This window comes from Candidatus Levibacter sp. Uisw_134_01 (assembly GCF_047717795.1).
GTDB lineage: Bacteria > Pseudomonadota > Alphaproteobacteria > Puniceispirillales > Marisalimonadaceae > Marisalimonas.
The window spans coordinates 1,695,631-1,714,844 of the sequence record NZ_CP159808.1 but is presented as its reverse complement, the minus strand read 5'-3'; the positions used below and the strand labels follow the sequence as shown (position 1 = coordinate 1,714,844).

The 19,214-nt window shown below is 31.0% G+C and carries 16 protein-coding genes; 7 read left to right on the top strand and 9 right to left on the bottom strand.

The genetic code is table 11. From position 1 onward, the window contains the following. Positions 1 to 22: 22 nt before the first annotated feature. The 3 genes from smc to ABXT66_RS08760 form a co-directional block, all read right to left on the bottom strand. The gene (gene smc, locus ABXT66_RS08770; protein ID WP_443643125.1) at positions 23 to 3,454 is read right to left on the bottom strand and encodes a chromosome segregation protein SMC; all 3,432 of its coding nucleotides are present in this window, start codon (positions 3,452 to 3,454) and stop codon (positions 23 to 25) included. A gap of 16 nt (positions 3,455 to 3,470) precedes the next feature. Further along, entirely contained in the window at positions 3,471 to 4,100 is a 630-nt protein-coding gene (locus ABXT66_RS08765; RefSeq protein WP_443644733.1) for a DsbA family protein, read from the bottom strand. A gap of 82 nt (positions 4,101 to 4,182) precedes the next feature. Then, a complete protein-coding gene (locus tag ABXT66_RS08760; protein WP_443643124.1) occupies positions 4,183 to 4,641 on the bottom strand; it encodes a DUF721 domain-containing protein in 459 nt (152 codons plus the stop codon). 64 nt (positions 4,642 to 4,705) lie between these two features. On the opposite strand from ABXT66_RS08760, the gene ABXT66_RS08755 reads away from it, so the two are divergent. Continuing rightward, entirely contained in the window at positions 4,706 to 5,809 is a 1,104-nt protein-coding gene (locus ABXT66_RS08755) for an A/G-specific adenine glycosylase (RefSeq protein ID WP_443643123.1), read from the top strand. On the opposite strand, the gene purH is transcribed toward ABXT66_RS08755, so the two are convergent. From purH to ABXT66_RS08740, 3 genes are all read right to left on the bottom strand, one after another. Then, complete coding sequence (gene purH, locus ABXT66_RS08750; protein ID WP_443643122.1) at positions 5,810 to 7,420, bottom strand: bifunctional phosphoribosylaminoimidazolecarboxamide formyltransferase/IMP cyclohydrolase; 1,611 nt, start codon at positions 7,418 to 7,420, stop codon at positions 5,810 to 5,812. A 74-nt stretch (positions 7,421 to 7,494) separates the two neighbouring features. Continuing rightward, the gene (locus ABXT66_RS08745; RefSeq protein WP_443643120.1) at positions 7,495 to 9,099 is read right to left on the bottom strand and encodes a heparinase II/III domain-containing protein; all 1,605 of its coding nucleotides are present in this window, start codon (positions 9,097 to 9,099) and stop codon (positions 7,495 to 7,497) included. Next, positions 9,044 to 10,423: an RsmB/NOP family class I SAM-dependent RNA methyltransferase gene (locus ABXT66_RS08740; RefSeq protein WP_443643119.1), complete on the bottom strand. Its 1,380-nt coding sequence runs from the start codon at positions 10,421 to 10,423 to the stop codon at positions 9,044 to 9,046. The genes ABXT66_RS08745 and ABXT66_RS08740 overlap by 56 nt, the downstream gene beginning before the upstream one ends. 81 nt (positions 10,424 to 10,504) lie before the next feature. Between ABXT66_RS08740 and ABXT66_RS08735 the strand changes: the two genes are divergently transcribed. After that, positions 10,505 to 10,690 carry a DUF1674 domain-containing protein gene (locus tag ABXT66_RS08735; protein ID WP_443643118.1) on the top strand — a complete coding sequence of 62 codons (186 nt, stop codon included), beginning with the start codon at positions 10,505 to 10,507 and terminating at the stop codon, positions 10,688 to 10,690. A gap of 13 nt (positions 10,691 to 10,703) precedes the next feature. Continuing rightward, positions 10,704 to 11,051 (top strand): DUF1491 family protein, encoded by a 348-nt coding sequence (locus tag ABXT66_RS08730; protein WP_443643117.1) that lies wholly within the window; start codon positions 10,704 to 10,706, stop codon positions 11,049 to 11,051. On the opposite strand, the gene ABXT66_RS08725 is transcribed toward ABXT66_RS08730, so the two are convergent. Then, on the bottom strand, positions 11,040 to 12,056 hold the full coding sequence (locus ABXT66_RS08725) for a 2-dehydropantoate 2-reductase (RefSeq protein WP_443643116.1): 1,017 nt from the start codon (positions 12,054 to 12,056) through the stop codon (positions 11,040 to 11,042). The genes ABXT66_RS08730 and ABXT66_RS08725 overlap by 12 nt on opposite strands. Positions 12,057 to 12,065: 9 nt before the next feature. Then, positions 12,066 to 13,568, bottom strand: coding sequence for an acyl--CoA ligase (locus ABXT66_RS08720; RefSeq protein ID WP_443643115.1), 1,503 nt, complete (start codon positions 13,566 to 13,568; stop codon positions 12,066 to 12,068). 154 nt (positions 13,569 to 13,722) lie between these two features. Between ABXT66_RS08720 and ABXT66_RS08715 the strand changes: the two genes are divergently transcribed. Next, positions 13,723 to 14,553, top strand: coding sequence for a sulfite exporter TauE/SafE family protein (locus tag ABXT66_RS08715; protein ID WP_443643114.1), 831 nt, complete (start codon positions 13,723 to 13,725; stop codon positions 14,551 to 14,553). Here ABXT66_RS08715 and pgi read toward each other — a convergent pair. Next, the gene (gene pgi / locus ABXT66_RS08710; protein WP_443643113.1) at positions 14,533 to 16,041 is read right to left on the bottom strand and encodes a glucose-6-phosphate isomerase; all 1,509 of its coding nucleotides are present in this window, start codon (positions 16,039 to 16,041) and stop codon (positions 14,533 to 14,535) included. The genes ABXT66_RS08715 and pgi overlap by 21 nt on opposite strands. A gap of 88 nt (positions 16,042 to 16,129) precedes the next feature. Here pgi and ABXT66_RS08705 point away from each other — a divergent pair, with 88 nt between their 5' ends. The 3 genes from ABXT66_RS08705 to dusA all read left to right on the top strand — a co-directional run bounded on the left by ABXT66_RS08705 (position 16,130) and on the right by dusA (position 19,209). Further along, complete coding sequence (locus ABXT66_RS08705; RefSeq protein ID WP_443643112.1) at positions 16,130 to 16,618, top strand: copper chaperone PCu(A)C; 489 nt, start codon at positions 16,130 to 16,132, stop codon at positions 16,616 to 16,618. A gap of 162 nt (positions 16,619 to 16,780) precedes the next feature. Beyond that, a complete protein-coding gene (locus tag ABXT66_RS08700; protein ID WP_443643111.1) occupies positions 16,781 to 18,082 on the top strand; it encodes an O-acetylhomoserine aminocarboxypropyltransferase/cysteine synthase family protein in 1,302 nt (433 codons plus the stop codon). 122 nt (positions 18,083 to 18,204) lie between these two features. Next, positions 18,205 to 19,209 carry a tRNA dihydrouridine(20/20a) synthase DusA gene (gene dusA / locus ABXT66_RS08695; RefSeq protein ID WP_443643110.1) on the top strand — a complete coding sequence of 335 codons (1,005 nt, stop codon included), beginning with the start codon at positions 18,205 to 18,207 and terminating at the stop codon, positions 19,207 to 19,209. The last annotated feature ends 5 nt before the right edge of the window (positions 19,210 to 19,214 follow it).

Genomic DNA, 19,214 nt, shown 5'->3' with positions numbered 1-19,214 from the left:
ACTTTATAAAAATTCATTTTCTTTAAGCTATATCCCTTATTCTAGAAGCTTGTTCTAAATCAACTGATACTAATTTGCTAATTCCTTTTTGCTCCATAGTAACACCAAAAAGCCTATCCATTTTTGCCATAGTAAGCCTATGATGAGTTATAACCATAAAGTATGTATTAGTTTCATCAACAATTTGATTCAACAAATCACAAAATCTTCCTACATTAGTGTCATCAAGTGGTGCGTCAACTTCATCTAAAATACAAATAGGAGCTGGGTTACACAAAAAAACTGAAAAAATCAATGAAATTGCAGTTAAAGCTTGTTCACCACCGGATAATAAAGAAAGAAGTTGCATCTTTTTTCCTGGAGGACTGGCTAAAACTTCAAGGCCAGCCTGAAGAGGATCTTCATTTCCAACTAATCTTAACTCAGCATTGCCACCACCAAATAATTTTTGAAAAAGTTGTTTAAAATTTTCATTAACTTCTTCAAAACTTTCTTTCAATCGTTGTCTTCCTTCTTTATTAAGTTCAAAAATACCACTTCTGAGCTTTGCAATAGCTTCCTCTAGATCAACTCTTTCCTTGGACATAACTTCAATTTTATTTAGCATTTCATTCATTTCATCTTCTGCTCTGAGATTGACAGCACCAAGCGTTTCTCTCTCGTTAAGAAGGCGTTGCAGGGTTTTTTCTAAAATTTCTATAGATTTAATAGGTTGATCTTCTTCTTTAGTATTTATAAATTTACCTAATTCTGTTGATTTTATCTTTAATTTTTCGAAGACACGATCCTCAATATTTTGAATTTTTGCTTTTGAAAGATTAAGTAAAGCCTCAATTTTTATCATTTCTTCTCTGAGAGTAGAAACTGCTTTTTCAGCTCCTCTTACTAGTTTGTCAGCATCATTCAAACTTGTTTCATTTTTCACTAATTGGTCAGCAGCTATATTTCTGTTTAATATAGCTTCTTCAATTTTAGTATTTAACTCTGCTTCCTTTTTTTCGAAACTCTCAGGAAGTGTTGACAATCTATTTTTCTCATCCTGAGAAGCTTTAAGTCTTTCTTCAAGAGAGATTAACCTTGTTTTTGCCTCTTCTTCTCTTACTTTCCAATTTTCTTTTTGATGTCCAAGTTGTATTAAATTTCTTGATTTGAAACTTTCTTCACTCTTAATTTGTTGTTCAGCAGCCATTGCATCGGTTAATTCATTTCGGCTTTGGTCTGCATTGTTTCTTACTTTCAGTTCTTCAGCAAGTAAGGAAGGTAAATTAAGGGAGTTATTGAATTCTTTTTCAAGTTCACTTAATTCTTCCAACGACATTCGCTCCGTATTTTTAAGTTCTTTTATTAATGCTTCAGATGAAAGTAACTTTGATTCAACTTTAGTGTTTTGTAACTCTAGTTCGTTTGATTCTGATATTAAGCTAGATAACTTAACTTGTAAGTTAGCTAGGTCATCTTTATATTTTTTAATATTATTAAAGCATTCTTCTAATCTTTTTTCAGATAAAGATTGCTTCTCTTTCAAAGAAGGGAGCTTATTCTGCAGTAATCTTAATCGTGCTATTTGTTGTAATCTCTCAGAATAACTGTTTTGAACTCCTTGAGGTTGAACAAAACCATCCCATCGCCATAGTCCACCACTGGGGGTAGTTAAAGCTTGACCAAAAGTTAATTCTTTTTGAAGTTTAAAAGCAATTTCTTTGTTATCAACAATTCCAACTCCTTTTAAAGCAGTATCTAATATAGAAGATTTCGTAATTTTAGTAACTATAGGTATAACACTTTCTGGTAATGAGGCTGTTGATATAGTTTTAAAATCATCTCTCCAATAAGTAGTATTTTCTGTGGATTGATCATCAGATAAAATTGGAGCAAGTAGCGTCTCTCCTAATACTGAGCCTATAGCTTCCTCAAGGTTATTAATATTACCAATAGATTTTTCTAAGGTATTACTATCTAGGGTGTCACGACCTAATAATGTTGAAAGTGAATCAAACTCTAAATTGACTTTGTTAAACTCAAAAACTGCTGTATTTTTTTCTTCTACTAATCTAGTTTGTAACTTTTCTAACTTTTCTAATTCAACTTTATACTCATCGTTTAATTGATTATTTTCCTTAATAAGTTTTTTGAGATTAGTTATTTTTTCTTTATCTAATTTAAATCTATTCTTGTCATCTTCTATGTTAAAGTTAGCTAATTGGTTTTGTGTAACCTCAATTTTCTGTTTTAAATTTTTTATACGCTTTTCTAAATCTGATTTATCAGACTTTATTGAATATATTTCAGATGTAATAGTAGACAACTTATCATCGGCTACATCAGATATGCTTCTAAGCTTTTTAACTAAATCTGTTGCTTTGGTAATTTTTGTTGAAAAGTTTTCACTATCTTCTTTTAAGGTTTTTTCTTCTGTTAATAGGTTTGAAAGTGATTTTTTTGCATCTTCTTTTATTTCACTTTCGCGTACAATATCATTATTTATTAAATTGATTTGGTTTATAATATTTTGAAGAGTGTTTTGTGCAGAAGATTTTTCTTCATCTAATTTTATTTTTGTAATATTTAAAGTCTGTAAAGTTGCAGCTTTTTCTGCCTCATCCTTTTTTAGATCTGGAATTTTATTAGCCAAGTGTAACTGGGACTTAGTGTGTTCAGCAACCTTGATTTGCCCTTGACTAACATTTTCATTAGCGTTTTTTAATTGAACATCCAAATCATTGGCTTCTTTTTTGGCGTTATTCATTAGATTAAAAAATAAAGTTGCCTCGGCTTTTCTTATTCTTTCACCAACGGACCTGTACCTAGCAGCTTTCCTGCCTTGCTTTTCTAATTCTATTAACTGTTCTTTATATGTTTGTTCTATATCAGATAATCTGTCTAGATTATCACTTGCTCCTTTTAACTTAAGTTCAGCTTCATGCCGTCTACTATGTAAACCTTTAATATTTGCAGCTTCTTCTAGTATTACTCTCCTATCTTCTGGATTAGAATCTATAATCTGTGCAATTCTCCCTTGGCCAACTATGCCAGAAGAGCGAGCTCCCGTTCCATTGTCAGCAAAGATTAGTTGTATATCTCTAGCTCTGACTTGTTTGCCATTTACTCTGTAAACTGAGCCCTTTTCACGTTCTATTTTACGAGTTATTTCAATTTCGTCATAATGATTAAAAATTGCAGGAGCTTTTTTTTCAGAGTTATCTAATTTGATACTAACTTCTGCAAAATTTCTTGAGGGCCTCTCATTTGTTCCAGAAAAAATAACATCATCCATTCCATCTCCACGCATTTGTCGTGCAGAGTTTTCACCCATAATCCATTTGATAGCTTCTACTATATTTGACTTACCACATCCATTAGGTCCTACTACTCCAGTTAATCCTCGATTCATTTGAATTTCAGTAGGTTCTAAAAATGATTTAAATCCAGAAATTCTAACAGATTGGAATTTCATTATTTATTCCTTTGTTTTATGAATTCTTTGCTTTAACTAATTTTAGAAGCTTGGTTTCAAATTCTTTGAATGATAGTGCTCCAGAAATTTTGTGTTCATTATTGATAATAAATGTTGGAGTAGATTCTATATTAAAATTTTTAGATTCTTTTTCCATTCTATCAATTATTTCTTGCATAAGAGGTATGTTTTTGGTTATTTCATCAAATTTCTTTGAAGAAACTCCGAATAATTTAGCTATGGAATACAACTCTTCAAGAGGCGTTTTTGAATAAGCCCACTGCTTTTGTTTTTCTAATAAAATGTCTATAGCTTTGATATAACCTTCGCTAGTCGGCAACGACCTTGCAAGGGCCGCTGCAATAACAGCTAATTTATCTAGGGGATAATCTATTAATTCTAATTGAATTTGTCCTTTATCAATATATTTATCCTTAAGTTTAGGCAAAGTGTTTTTATGAAAATTAGCACAGTGCCCACATGTTAATGAAAAAAACTCTTTAATTTTAATTGGTGCTTCATTTGAACCTAATAATTGTGACCGCATCATATATTTCATGGTGGATTGATCAGATAGGACAACTTTTGGAAAAGTGCTTAAAGCGAGAACACCCAATAATAGTTCTCTTCTTTTGACCACAAACATTTTATTCACAATACAAACCTTTATGATAAATTTTAAATTTCTAAACCTTATACACTAAATACAATACATTAATATAAGAGTTTTATTCAGAATCATTATTTTTTAGTTTCCATGACATTTCAAATTTTTGCATTGCTAATTTAAGTTCTCCGTCAGGTAGGGTGTTTGAAACAAAATTATTTTTATCCATTAAAGTTTTCTTTAACATTTGATCATTATCATCATCAATATGAGTGTAACCTAAATCTGTTTGTACAATTTTGATTTTCATAATTGCTTTAAACCCAAAGCGAGAATTAATTTGGTTTAAAAAAAACGGAATTGCATGTTGTATTTCTGGGCCAAAACCGTTTTGTACTTTTATAATTATTTGACCATCACTATTTTTATTTTTATCAAATTTAATTTTATCTGGAAATGTTACATCAGCATACTGCCCAGCTATATTTTTCCAATTCAAAAAAATGTGAGTTTGAATAGCTCCTAGTCTACTTACGCTTTTATCAACAATATTTTCAGTAATTTTTACTAGTGGTTTCATTTTTTAAAATCATAAAGTGATTAATTAATTTTTTTAATAATTTATATCATATATACATACATTTATGGCTGAGAAAAATGAAGATAAATATAAACAGTTTTCTAATAAGTTATTAGATTGGTACGATATTAGAAGGAGAACTTTGCCCTGGAGAGCAGCTCCAGGCGAAATATCAAACCCATATTTTGTTTTATTGTCAGAAATCATGTTACAACAAACTGTAGTTGTAACAGTTATTCCATATTTTTTTAGATTTGTTAAGAAATGGCCAACGATAAATCAACTTGCTAAAGCTGATTTTAATGAAATAGCATCTTTATGGGCTGGTTTAGGTTATTATAGAAGAGCAAAAAATTTGCATGAGACAGCAAAACTTATATCTACAAAATACAATGGATTAATCCCCAATAATAAAGAAGTTTTACTGTCACTTCCAGGTGTGGGTGAATATACTGCTACTGCAATTATGGCCATTGCATTTGACAAAAAAGAAAATGTTGTAGATGGAAACATAGAAAGGATTTTTTCAAGGTTATATAAAATAGAAGAACCTTTAGAACATTCTAAAAAAAAGATTAGAACTTTGTCTAATAAGTATTTGCCTTGCAAAAGGAATGGAGATTATGCTCAATCTCTCATGGATTTAGGGTCTCTGGTATGTATTCCTAGGGCTCCAAGATGTAAAAGTTGTCCAGTTATTTTTGCATGTAAATTAGGAGGTAGATCTGAGGCTGGCCTATATCCAAAAAGATTACCAAAAAAAAGTAAAGAGCAAAGATATGGAATGTTTTATTTATTAATTGATAATGAAGGATCTGTTTTATTTAGAACGAATAAAAACGAACGATTATTTGCTAATATGGACGTTTTACCCTCTGTTGGTTGGAATGGAGAAAAAGAAAACTTGAAAACTTCTCCTAAAATAATTTCAAAAGATTTAGCCTTGTTCAATCTCGATTGGGAAATATTGGAAACAAAGATTAACCATGTTTTCACTCATTTTAAATTAGATTGTACAGTAGTTTTTTTTAGAATTAATAAGAAAATGACTAAAAATTTGTTGATAAATAAAGAATACAGGTTTGTTAAGAAAAAAGATTTTAATCAATTAGCAATACCAAGTTTGATAAACAAAATACTGACAACTTTTGAAGATAAAATTTATTAATCAATGCTTAAAGTGTCGAATAGATGTGAAAACCATTACTAGGCCTCTCTCATCTGCTGCAGCAATTACATCTTTATCCTTAATTGATCCTCCTGGTTGGATCACAGCTGTAGCACCAGCGTCAGCTGCTGCAATTAAACCATCTGGAAAAGGAAAAAAAGCGTCACTAGCTACAACACTTCCTATTGTTAGTGGTTCATTTAAGTTAGCAAAAGTTGCTGATTTTTTTGCTTTTTCATTAGCAATGTTTGTAGAGTCAATTCTGCTCATTTGTCCGGCACCAATTCCTGCGGTTTGCAAATTCTTTGCATAGATTATCGCATTTGATTTTGTGTGTTTTGCTACTTTCCAAGCAAAAAGAAGATCATTGATTTGATCTTCATTAGGTAACTTTTTAGTAACAACTTTTAAGTCTTCTTTTTTAAGAATATGATTGTCTCTAGTTTGTACAAGCATACCCCCGGATATAGATTTCATGCTAAAGCCGTTATCCATTGGGTTTGGTATTTTGCCAGACTTTAATATTCTTACGTTTGGTTTGTCAGCAAAAATCTGTAAGGCTTCATTGGTAACATTGGGCGCAATAATAACTTCTAGAAATAGTGATTTCATCTTTATCGCCAAATCAGCTTTTAGTTCTCTATTCATAGCGACAATTCCACCAAATGCACTTATAGGGTCAGTTTGAAGAGCATTTTCCCATGCTAAATTTATATTTAAGTTTTCAGAAACTCCACATGGATTTGCGTGTTTTATAATTGCAATAGCTGGTAGCTCAAATTCACTTATAAGTTCAAAAGCAGCGTCTGAATCATTTATATTATTATATGAAAGTTCTTTTCCATGTAACTTTTCTGACTGAGCAGCTCCTATTCTTGTATCAGCAGTTTTATAAAATGCTGCATGTTGGTGTGGGTTTTCACCATATCTCATTGATAAACTTTTTTGTAATTCTATAGATATTGTTTCAGGAAGTTGGGGAGTGTATTCTTTATATTCACTAAACCAATTAGAAATTTCTAAATCATATTGATTAGTTAATTTAAAGGCTTTCCCAGCAAGATATTTTCTGAAATTGTATGTAGTAGATCCATTATGTTTTAACTGATTTGTTAATTCTGTATAATCATTAGTGTCAGTTATGACAGAAACAAACTCATGGTTTTTAGCCCCAGCCCTTATCATTGCGGGTCCACCGATATCAATATTTTCTATGATTTTGGAGTTATCATGAGTTTTTTTAACAGTTTCTGTGAACTTATATAAATTGATAATTAGTAAATCAATTTCAACAATATTATGTTCCTGCATCTTTTTTATATGATTAGCATTATTCCTTCTTCCAAGAATTCCACCATGGATATTAGGGTGTAACGTTTTTACTCTTCCATTTAGTATTTCTGGAAAACCAGTTTCTTCTGAAACATCCTTTACTAATATTCCATTTTCTTCGAGAAATTTTGCGGTTCCTCCTGTAGATAAAATTTCTATGTTGTGACTAATTAACTCTCTTGCGAGTATATCAATCCCATTTTTGTCAGTAACGGATATAAGAGCTCTTTTTATTTTTGTGTCATTAACAAAAGTTTTATTTTCAAATGTTTCATTCATATTTTTAACCAGTCTATGATTTAAGTAAGTTATGTGTGAGATAGTTTCTTTTAGTTATGAAAGTCAATTAAAATTTATTTTTGTAATGTCAATAACCAATCACATGAAATTGTTTTATAAGTTCTAATTTTTTCAAGATTTAAATTAATGATTATTTGTTTGCATTTTACCAAACCTTCTGGAGTAAACATAACAGAATCTTGACTGATAAGATTTTGATTGCCAGCATATAATTTCCATACAAACCCCTTTTTATGATTTAATAATATCGAACCGTCTCTGGTTTTTATTAGATCAATGTCAGGATAAACATGAAAGCGTATATTAGCACTTTTGGGAGTAGAACCAATGTTATCGACATTGATTATTTCGTCTCTTCCTTTTATTTCTAATGTTTTTTTACCAACATATATTTGCCTTCTATGAAAAACTCCATACATCAATTCATATCCAGAGTGCGTTGCGTCTAATAAGTTTCCATCTTTAGTTGTTCCGTATTTTATATTAAATACTTTTGTTTTTCGATGGCCAGAAAGATCAATATTATTGCGATCATCAATATTTAACGTTGAGTGAGCAGCGGATGAAGCCAAAGAGTTTTTTTCATATCTTAAATTTGAATTAACTAACTCTCCTAAATTAGAAATTATTTTTTGTTTTTGATAAAAAAATTCAAAAGCAAATAAACTTGCTTTTGAATCATTGCTAGTATTTTTTTTTGACCCAATATCCACTAATATTACTGAATTGACATTTGACATCCTACAAAATCCTGTGTCCTCCGCTATATCAAAAGTTTTATTCTTGAAGCCAACTCTCTCTAAGGTCTGTTTTATAATATTTTTTGAAACTAATGATCCCCCATGAAACCATGAGAAACAACCATTTGGCATTTGAATACTTCGGCAAAATTCGCCCATTTTAATAGTTTTTTTGTGTAAATTTGCTGCATCTACATTTTTTAAAAGTGCTACTACAGATCTTATTTCAATTAAATGTCTTAACAGTTCTATTTGAAGTACAGGGCTTCTAGTTTTATGACCTCCATCAGGGTTAATCAAAAATTGAAGTTCATAATCTAATAAACCTAACAAATCTTTTATGTTTATTATTTCTGGGTATAAAATTGATTGCCCAACAATTATACCTTTTATTATTATTATTTTTTCAAGATGCTCTTTGGAATCTATCAATTTTAATTCAAGATATTTCGTTTGCAAAGCAATAGAGTTTAGGAGTTTCTTTTGAAAATCAAGTTTGCCACTTTCAGCAAACCATGAATAGTTAAAGCTCCAAGAAGTTATTCTTGAAACTATAGCCTTAGCTCTAAACTCTTTAGATAATAAATTATAATTTGCATCTATCCAGTTTTCCACTAAAGATCGAGTCATCGCTCTTGCTTGGACGCTACCTTCGGATTTCAGATCCCTTAAAAATTCAAATTTATTAAAGTCTAATGATACTTTAGGGGTTAATCTTCCATTTATTATTTTTTGTCCATTTTCTATATTTCCTTGCCAACTATCAGTTAATTTTCTAATTGGGGATTGAAATTCAGGCACTTTTAGTTTTTGTTTTAAGAAATAATTATTAGTAATCAAGTTCAAGCTATTAAACATCAACTTATTTATCCATTCTAAGTAATGAGACAAAAAAACCATCAGAACCGTTCGTGGCATTATTCGATTTAAAATTTAAACTATTTGGTAGAATTCTGATAAAGCCCTCTTTTGTAACGCAATTTTCTAACATAGGGTAATCATTAGTAGTGAACGGAATAATTGAAAATTTATTTTGCTCTAATAAAAATTTTTCAATTCGGCGCTCACCTTCGATTTTTTGAAGAGAGCAGGTTATATACATAATCAATCCATTATTATTTAATATATTAGCTGCATTCTTTAAAATATTATCTTGAATTAAAATTAAATCATCAAGGTTATTCGGTGCAGGTTTTAAAAAAATATCTGGGTTTTTTCTAATGGTTCCTGTGGCTGAACAGGGAGCATCAATTAAAATAACATCAGGTTTAAGTTTTGGAGTATAATTTTCAGCATCAATAATTATAAGATCTGGATTAAATTTTAAACGTTTCATATTATCAATAAAAATTTTGGAACGCGATCTACTTCTTTCAATTGATGTTACATTTAATTTGTTATCTAAAAGCTGAGCAGTTTTACCTCCAGGAGCACAACATAGGTCTAAAACCCTTAAGGAATTAAGCTTGTTCTTAAAATAATATTTTAATTTTAACAATAATAAGTTACATGGAATTTGAGATGCTGCATCTTGTACCCACCATTTTCCGTCAGAGTACCCAGGTAAACTTTCTACAGGTCCATTAAGATTACATCTTAAAACGTTTGGAAAAATTTCTTCTCCTAGAAGTTGTAATTTAAATTTTTGTTTGTCGGTTGCAGTCATTCTATTTGATATTACAATATCAATTGGAGGAGGGGTCATTGCTATATTAATTATTTCTTCAACATTTTTTTCACCATATGATGACACCCAACTCTTAAAAAGCCAATCTGGTAAATTATATTTTTCGTTAGGTATAAGCTTAAACCATTGCTCTTCGTTATTAAGCATGTTCCTTAAAAGTCCATTTACTAGTTTGGATTGGTTCTCTCCACCGAATTTTCTTGCTTGGTTGACGGCGTCATTTAATACTGCGTATGGAGCTGTTTTAAGCCATATTAATTGGGTAGTAGCAAGAGTAAGAATGCCGTTTAAATATCTGTTTCTCTTCTTAATCCCAAACTTTGAATATTTATTATAAATAAATTGTATTTGTTTATGTCTTCGCATTGATGTGTTTAAGATTAGATAAACAAAAGATCTGTCTCGTTTATCCAATCTATTAAAATCATAAGAATTATTAATAATGTCATCTAGTTTTTTATATTTGTAAAAAATTAAAATCCATATTTCTAATGCAATTAATCTTGAGTTTTTAATTGGTTTTATTTCAACATGATTAAACTTAGCTTTAGCCAAAATTGCTGCCTTGTATTTGTTTGAATAAGTATATTATATCAAGTATAACTTAGTTAGTTGATAATTAGAAAGTATATACATATGGATAAAGAAATTTCAAAAATAAACGCACAAAAAGAGAAAAAACATTCAAATGATGAGTCTTTAAAAGATGCTGAAACTATTAAAAGTAAAGAAATTCTTTTTAAAGAACGAGGAGGACCTAAGGGTCCTGAGCCAACCAGGTATGGCGATTGGGAGAAATCTGGAAGATGTTCAGATTTTTAACCTAATTTAAAAAATGAATGAATTAAAATCAGAAATTTTAATCAACGCTGGTATTCGAGCTGCGGAACGAAATTTTTCTAGTGCTTATATTACTAAGAGGGGAGACAGTGATGCAGGGGCAATATTTGTTAAAATTGATACTTTAGATGGATATGCCAAACTTTATTCAAGAAATCTTGTATATGATTTTGATAAAAACAAGGATTTAATTCGATTTGAAAATTTATACCCAAATAAAAAAATAAAAAGAGAAGATATTGATTTAAGGCTTGCTAAGGAAATTTCAATTGATAGGGATTGTTGGGTCATAGAAATTGAAGATAAAAATGGTTTTAACCCTTTTCATAATTTAGACGGTTAGTCTATCTATAAGTTCGTTTCGGTTATATAATCCTAAACAATCAGCTTTCAATTTTAGTATACCATTAACATGTTTTAACATAGGTGTAGGAATATCAAGTTTAGTTCCAATCTCAATTATAGCACTCATTATAGGATCAATTTCAAGAGGCCTTTTTAACTCAATGTCTTGTCGTGTAGAAGGCTTGTGGCCAATAATAGAAGCTGCTCCGTTGATTCTATTTTCAATTGATATATTAAACTTTGCTCCAACTGCCTCTCCTACTTTTTGGCATTCTTCCATTAAATTTTGAATTAAAAATCTTGAGCTTGGGTCAGCCCCTAAAATGTCTAAACTTGCACCAGTTATGGCACTTAATGGATTGAAAGAGCAATTTCCCCATAACTTAATCCAAATTTCGTCTCTTAACTGTTTTTTTTGAGGTGCTTTTAGTCCTCCACTGATAAGTAAGCCAGATAAGGTTTTTAATCTTTCAGAATTTACTTCGCTAGGTTCACCAAGACTAAATCTATTGCCTTCAATATGTTTTATAACACCTGGTTTTTCAATCTCACAAGCTGGATAAACTACACAACCTATGGCACGTTTAGGGTTAATTGTATCCCAGATAAGACCATTTGGATCAACTGAGTCTATATGAGTATTTTCTAAGTTTGTGCCTGAATTAGCTTTGTAAAAATACCACCAAGGAATACCATTGACTGCGGATATAACTGCTGTTTTTTCCTTTAAAAGTGGTTTTAAATTTTTGACAATACCGGTTATCGCATGTGCTTTAACAGCAATTATTATATAATCTTGTATGGATAATTCACCTGGGTTATCAGTCACTTTTAAGTGAAATGTTTCAGAGCCAGTTTTGGAGATCAAAGTTAGCCCATTTTTTTCAATGGCCTCTTTATGAGGTCCTCTTGCAATCAAAGAAACATTGGCGCCTGCTTTGCTCAGACAACAGCCAAGATACCCTCCAATAGCTCCTGCACCATAAACACATATATTAATCATTTTAAATTCCTATTCTAAACCTAGTTTTTCAGCCAATCCAATCCGCTGTAACTTACCAGTAGCTCCTTTTGGTATTTCATCTAAAAAGCAAATATATTTTGGGATTTTGAAATCGGCAAGGTGTTGACGCGCATATTCTTTTAATTCTTTTTCTGTGCATTGAAAGCCATTTTTTAGAACTAATGCGACACCTATAGCTTCACCAAGCAACTTATCTTTAACTCCAAAAGTTACTACTTGTTCAATAGCGTCATGTTCCATGAGAATATTGTCAATTTCTAGTGGTGATACTTTTTCTCCACCACGATTAATGATTTCTTTTAGCCTACCAGAGATTTTTAGATAGCCGTCTTTATCAAAAAAACCTTGATCTCCAGTTCGAAACCAACCATTGGTAAATGATGACTTATTAGCTTCTTCATTATTTTCATAACCATGCATTACATTATCTCCTTGTATGCAGACTTCTCCTTCTGAACCAAATTCGAGTTTGTTTCCATCTATGTCCATTATACAAACGTCAGGGCCAGCAGGTTTACCTACGAAACCAGCTTTTTGAATTTCAGGAGGAATAGGGTTTGATGTCATTTGATGAGTTGCCTCTGTCATACCATAAGCCTCAATTACAGGGGCCTTAAAAACATCTATAAGTTCTTCAAAAACAGCAGGTGGAAGAGAAGCTGACGAAGACCTTATAAATCTAAGTGATAGATTCTTAGCCTGTTCCATATTTTTTTTGGCACGCATTAATATTCCTTGATGCATTGTAGGAACACCAGAGTACCAAGATATATTTTCTTTTTTAGCTTTATCTAAAAAATTCAGAGCATTAAATCCAACACTAGTATAAACAGATGCACCAGCATAAATTGATGAACTTAAAATTGCTATAAGACCATGAATATGAAAAAGAGGCATAATATTATAACAATGGTCGCTAGAAGTTAAATTTAATGTTTCTGCTATATTCACAGCCGAGGAATATATATTTTTATTTGTAAGAGGAACAACTTTTGGCCTAGATGTTGTTCCTGATGTATGAAGAACCAATGCCTCGTCGTCTTCGTCTGATAATTCAAAACTTTTTGTAGAATTATATAAATTAAAAATTCCAGCTGGCGTTCCTTCATTTCTTTTTATTTCACATATTTCTATTCCTAATTTATTTGCTGCTGCAACAACTGGATTAGAGCTATCTTTTTCTACTATAACAATTTTAGGTTTTAGATCTTCTAAATAGAACTCATATTCACTTAGTTTGTAAGAGGGATTTAACGGAGCAGCAGACATATAACTTGAAATAGCTAAAAAGGTAGTTGCCATTTCTGGCCCATTAGGTAAGACAATTGCTGCTCTATCTGTTTTAAGAATTCCATTTCCTGATAATTGACTAGAAATATTATAAACGTGTTTTTTTAATTCTGAAAATTTTAGGGGTTTACTGTTATCTGAAGTAATAGCAATGTCGTCATCTTTATTATTATTTATTAAGTCACGTATAGTTTTCTTCATTTTAAAAAAGCCCAACATTTCAATTTAAAATTAAAGTTAACAACTAAAATATTTAAAGTGCAAATTAAATAATATTAAAAATATTTATTAAATAGACTTAAAAAGAAAAGAGGCTATACAGTTTTATTGCTTATTAGTTTTTAGAGATTTTAATATGTTTAATGATATGCTTTTGTCAGAACTGCTTATTTACTTGGTGGGTTTAATCAGCACTGGTGTTGTAGCAGGATTAATTGCAGGCTTGTTCGGAGTAGGTGGCGGGATTGTAATTGTTCCTATTTTATTTTGGATATTTACTTCTTTAAATTTTCCAGAAGAAATATTAATGCATATGGCCATTGGTTCATCTTTAGCAACAATTATTCCTACCTCCATTGCTTCCGCCAGAGCACACTATAAAAGAGGATCAATAGACATTGACGTATTAAAAAAATGGGGATTTGGAATATTTTTAGGAGCTCTTATAGGAGGGTTTTTAGGAAAATTTTTCAGTGCAAATGAACTCAAATATCTGTTTGCATGTATTGCTTTTATTGTTGCTTTAAACATGTTCATCAAGAAGCCTTTGAAATTCAGTAATAGATTGCCCAAATCAAGAATTATTAATACGCTCATATCTTTCGTAATTGGGTTTATGTCAACTTTGATGGGTGTTGGAGCAGGAACTATAGGGGTTCCTTCTTTAGTTTTGTTGTCTATTCCAATACATAGGGCTATTGGAACAGCCGCAGCGCTAGGTTTATTTATATCTATCCCTGCCACTTTCGGCTTAGCCTTCTCCGGTTTCGACGTGCCTAATAGACCTCCAATGAGTATAGGTTACGTAAATGTAATAGCATTTTTGATAATGTTTCCCTTGACTGTCTTTTTTGCGCCAATAGGGGTAAAAATTGCTCATCTTATAAATCAGAGAGTATTAAAAATCATCTTCGGTGTTTTCTTAATTATTACATCCACAAAAATGTTAATATCCATATTGTTTTAATAAAAGTTTTGAAGCTGGGGTTAGTTCATCATCGTCTTTGTTGGTTTCAATTTTCAAGGCTAGTTTTTTCCCAAGTTCTACACCCCATTGATCAAAGCTATTGATATTCCATATAAAACCCGACGCGATTGTTATATTTTCGTAAAGTGCTATTAGTTTTCCAATTGAAAAAGGGGTGTTTTTTTGCCAACTAATAATTGTTGAAGGTCGACCACCTGGAAAGTTTTTGTTTTTGTTGATTAGGTCTGCGCTTCCTTTAGCTAAAGAGTCAGCTTGAGCTAATGCGTTTGTTATTAAATAATTGTGTTTTTTAGTTTTTTCTTTGGTCATTTGTTTATTTGAGCTTTGAAGTGGAAGCAAAATATCTAGGGGTATTACTTCTAAGCCTTGATGTAGAAACTGAAAAAAACTATGCTGAGCATTAGTTCCAACCTCTCCCCAAATTAAAGGGCTTGCAGCCATTATTAATTCTTTACCTTCAATATCAACTCCTTTTCCATTACTTTCCATTTCTAATTGTTGAGCCCACGAAGGTAGTTTTGCCAGTCTGCTGCTATATGGAATAATACAATGACTGTTACGATTAAGAAAATTTCGGTTCCAAATTCTTAACAGTGCTAAAATAATCGGAATATTGTTTTCTACATCTTCATTAATGAAGTGTTCATCCATCATTCTAGCACCATATAAAAAATCTTTAAAACTATTCTCTCCAATGCTTAACAAGATGGGCATAGCTACTGAAGACCATAAAGAATATCTCCCTCCAATATTTTCAGAAAAATAGAATATATTTTGATTGTTAAAGCCCCATTTAATTGCCTTATCAATAGAGGATGTTATTGCTACCATTGAATCATTTATTGATTTGTTTGCTACGGACAGCCAATTTTTAGCAACTTTAGCGTTTTCTAATGTTTCTAAAGTACCAAAACTCTTAGTTGTTACTATAAACAGGGTTTTTAAAGGATTACATTTTTCTAGAACATCGCTCATATTTGTTGGATCAATATTCGAAACATAAAAAATTTCAGGGCCTTGATGAAAATCTTTTAATGCTTGATTAATCATCATTGGACCCAAGTCTGATCCGCCAATACCAACATTAACAATGTATTCAAATTTTTTTGAGGTTAAAATATTATTTGTAAACGTAAATAGCTTCTCCCATTCTTGTGTATTAAATCTTTCAACTTTTCGAAGGTTCAAATGGTCTACAGATCTATTTTCTGAAAAATTTATTTTTGAACCTGAGTTCATTGCCTTTATTTTTTCTTTTATATTAGATTTTTTAGCAAGTTTTATCAGGTCATCTTTGATTTCTTTGTCTAGTGATTGTCTGGTAATATCAACATTTAGATCACCAAGATTAAATTGAAAATCATTTAACCGGTCTTCGTCTGAAAGTAATTTATTAATGTTTTTAAAATCTTTATATTTTAGTTTTTCATTCAGAGTTTTTGTGATTGGGTTTTTAGCTAATTGCATAATTTTATTAATACTTGTTGTTTAATCTGATATTACATTGATAAAAATTTATACCATAATTATATAATAAATAGGATATAAAATCGTCATGAGCTTTAAATCAATAAGTATTTTTTTTAATTTTTTAATTTTTATATTCATGACTTCTCCAAGTACCGCAAGTTCTATAAAATTTAATGGTCTTGTCCTTTCTAATTTTTGGATTAAGGAAACAATTGGAAATCACAAAATAACTTCAGGTTACTTAACTATCGAAAATAAGAATAATTTTGATGAACGTTTAGAGGCAGTAGCTTCTGAAATATCAGAGAAAACTAAATTACATAATATGGTTGTTAAAAATGATATTATGAAGATGGAAAGTCTTAATAACGGAATAGTTATTAAAGCTAAATCTAAAATAGATTTAAAACCTGGAAATTACCATATTATGTTCATGAAATTACACAATCCTCTGAAAATTAACAATAAATATAAAGTAACTTTAAAGTTTAAAAATGCTGGCGCTGTTATTCTTGAGATGCCTGTTCACCTAAAAAAATCAAATAATAATACTAAACATCATAATCACCATTGAGCATTATTTTATAAATACTAAAAGTACTATTTTCTAGGAATAGCTATCTTATTAGAATAAATTTCTTTATTTATAAAAAATTTAAAAATAAATAGAAAAATATTAATAATATTTATTGATATTTAGAATATTTTTTTTATTTTGTCCTTTTAGGAGTAATTTATGACAAATTCAAAACATCCAGAAACTCTAGCTTTGCATGCAGGTTGGAGGGCTGATGAAACAACAGGGTCTGTTGCGGTTCCAATTCACCAAACTACAAGTTATCAATTCAAAAACACAGATCAGGCAGCTAATTTATTTTCTTTGTCAGAATTAGGTAATATTTATACAAGAATTATGAATCCCACTAATGATATTTTAGAAAAAAGAGTTGCATCATTAGAGGGAGGTGTTGCTGCTTTAGCCGTTTCTTCAGGCCAAACAGCCTCAGCATTTGCAATTCAGAACCTTGCTAAAGCTGGAGACAATATTGTCAGTTCTACAGATTTGTATGGAGGAACGTGGAATCTTTTTGCTAATACTTTAAAAGATATGGGAATTGAAGTAAGGTTTGTCGATCCAGAAAATCCATCAGCTTTTGAAGAGGCCACAGACGATAGAACGCGAGCTTATTATGCCGAAACCTTGCCAAATCCAAAGTTGAAAGTCTTTCCTATATCAGAAGTAAGTGCCATTGGAAAAAAATATGGAATACCTCTTATTGTAGATAATACAGCTGCTCCAATAATCTGTAAACCCATAGAACACGGAGCTGCTATCGTTGTATATTCTCTAACTAAATATATTGGTGGTCATGGTAACTCTGTTGGGGGGATGATTGTAGATGGAGGTAATTTTGATTGGGAAGGGGCTGGCAAGGATAGGCAACCTGCATTAAATACGCCAGATCCCTCGTATAATGGAGCAGTCTGGGTTGACGCGGTTAAACCTCTGGGTCCAATAGCTTATATTATTAAAGCAAGAGTAACTTTATTGCGTGATCTTGGAGGAGCTTTAAGTCCATTTAATGCTTTTTTAATTTTACAGGGACTTGAAACCCTTAGTTTAAGGATGAAATCTCATTGCGATAATGCATCAAAGGTTGCAAATTTTCTAGAAAAACATAAATCAATTAAAAAGGTCATTTATCCAGAATTGCAAAGTGGCAACTCTAAAGCATCAGCTGATAAGCATCTCCATGGAGGATACGGTGGACTGGTAGGTTTTGAGCTAAGTGGAGGGCTTCAGGCAGGGAAAAACTTTATTGATGCTTTAGAATTATTTTATCATGTAGCAAATATAGGTGACTCAAGAAGTTTGGCAATTCATCCTGCAACTACAACACATAGTCAGTTATCAGCAGAAGAACAGTTCAAAACTGGTGTTTCTGAGGATTATATAAGGCTATCTATAGGAATAGAGCATATAGACGATATATTGGCTGATTTAACAAAGGCCTTAGATAAATCTGAAATATCATAAATAAATAAAAATTTAACTTTTAAAAGCTAAGAAAATGATTTCTTAGCTTTTTTTTTTTAATTAATGTTTATTTAATCAATTATATATTATAATAATCCTCAAAATATTAAGAGAGAATATATTTGCTTTTTGATAATAAATTTTCAGTCGCACCCATGATGGACTGGACAGACCAGCATTGTAGATATTTTCATAGACTTATATCTAGCCATGCTGTTCTTTATACTGAAATGATTTCTGCTGACGCCTTATTATTTGGTCCAAGGGAAAAACTACTAAGCTTTAATAAAGAAGAGTTACCTTGTGTTCTTCAACTAGGAGGAAATAACCCTGACAAACTATCTAAAGCTGCAAAATATGGACAAGATAATGGATATTCTGAGATTAACCTAAATATTGGTTGTCCTTCTAATAGAGTCCAGAATGGTTCTTTTGGGGCTTGTTTAATGGAAACCCCAAAATTAGTTGCTGAGTGCGTAAAAGTCATTCAAGAGAATTGTCAAATACCAGTTAGTATTAAATGCAGGATAGGTATTGACGATATGGATGAAATTAAAGGTTTAGACGATTTTGTTGATGAAGTTTCTTTATTAGGGACTAAATTATTTATTATCCATGCTAGAAAGGCCTTACTAAACGGCTTAAGCCCAAAACAAAATAGAGAAATACCACCCTTAAATTATCCAAGGGTAGGATCTTTAAAAAAAAGAAGACCAGATTTAAAAATTATAATTAATGGTGGCATTCAATCAATCGAAGATGGCAAAAAATTAATTGTTAAGCATAACCTTGATGGATTTATGATTGGAAGAGAAGCGTATAAAAACCCTTATATATTATCTACTGTAGATACAGACGTTTTTGGCAAAGATGTAAAACAAAGAACAAGATACGAAATAGCGATGAAAATGGCTGATTATATAGATAATTATATGAAAAAAGATGGATCTCAAGTACATGCAGTTACTAGACATATGTTAGGTTTATATAATTCTTTGCCTGGTGCTAAAGAGTGGAGAAGAGTTTTAAGTGAAAATACAAAATTTTCCAAGAATGGAGACGTTTTAAGACTTGCAACAGACAATATAGAAGATGTAATACATACGAAGAATTTAAAATTAGCTTAGGAGAC

What these genes read in the sequence shown, in the direction of transcription:
- smc (WP_443643125.1), bottom strand. Translation starts at nt 3,454, where the DNA reads ATGAAATTCCAATCTGTTAGAATTTCTGGATTTAAATCATTTTTAGAA.
- ABXT66_RS08765 (WP_443644733.1), bottom strand. Translation starts at nt 4,100, where the DNA reads ATGTTTGTGGTCAAAAGAAGAGAACTATTATTGGGTGTTCTCGCTTTA.
- ABXT66_RS08760 (WP_443643124.1), bottom strand. Translation starts at nt 4,641, where the DNA reads ATGAAACCACTAGTAAAAATTACTGAAAATATTGTTGATAAAAGCGTA.
- ABXT66_RS08755 (WP_443643123.1), top strand. Translation starts at nt 4,706, where the DNA reads ATGGCTGAGAAAAATGAAGATAAATATAAACAGTTTTCTAATAAGTTA.
- purH (WP_443643122.1), bottom strand. Translation starts at nt 7,420, where the DNA reads ATGAATGAAACATTTGAAAATAAAACTTTTGTTAATGACACAAAAATA.
- ABXT66_RS08745 (WP_443643120.1), bottom strand. Translation starts at nt 9,099, where the DNA reads ATGCCACGAACGGTTCTGATGGTTTTTTTGTCTCATTACTTAGAATGG.
- ABXT66_RS08735 (WP_443643118.1), top strand. Translation starts at nt 10,505, where the DNA reads ATGGATAAAGAAATTTCAAAAATAAACGCACAAAAAGAGAAAAAACAT.
- ABXT66_RS08730 (WP_443643117.1), top strand. Translation starts at nt 10,704, where the DNA reads ATGAATGAATTAAAATCAGAAATTTTAATCAACGCTGGTATTCGAGCT.
- ABXT66_RS08725 (WP_443643116.1), bottom strand. Translation starts at nt 12,056, where the DNA reads ATGATTAATATATGTGTTTATGGTGCAGGAGCTATTGGAGGGTATCTT.
- ABXT66_RS08720 (WP_443643115.1), bottom strand. Translation starts at nt 13,568, where the DNA reads ATGAAGAAAACTATACGTGACTTAATAAATAATAATAAAGATGACGAC.
- ABXT66_RS08715 (WP_443643114.1), top strand. Translation starts at nt 13,723, where the DNA reads ATGTTTAATGATATGCTTTTGTCAGAACTGCTTATTTACTTGGTGGGT.
- pgi (WP_443643113.1), bottom strand. Translation starts at nt 16,041, where the DNA reads ATGCAATTAGCTAAAAACCCAATCACAAAAACTCTGAATGAAAAACTA.
- ABXT66_RS08705 (WP_443643112.1), top strand. Translation starts at nt 16,130, where the DNA reads ATGAGCTTTAAATCAATAAGTATTTTTTTTAATTTTTTAATTTTTATA.
- ABXT66_RS08700 (WP_443643111.1), top strand. Translation starts at nt 16,781, where the DNA reads ATGACAAATTCAAAACATCCAGAAACTCTAGCTTTGCATGCAGGTTGG.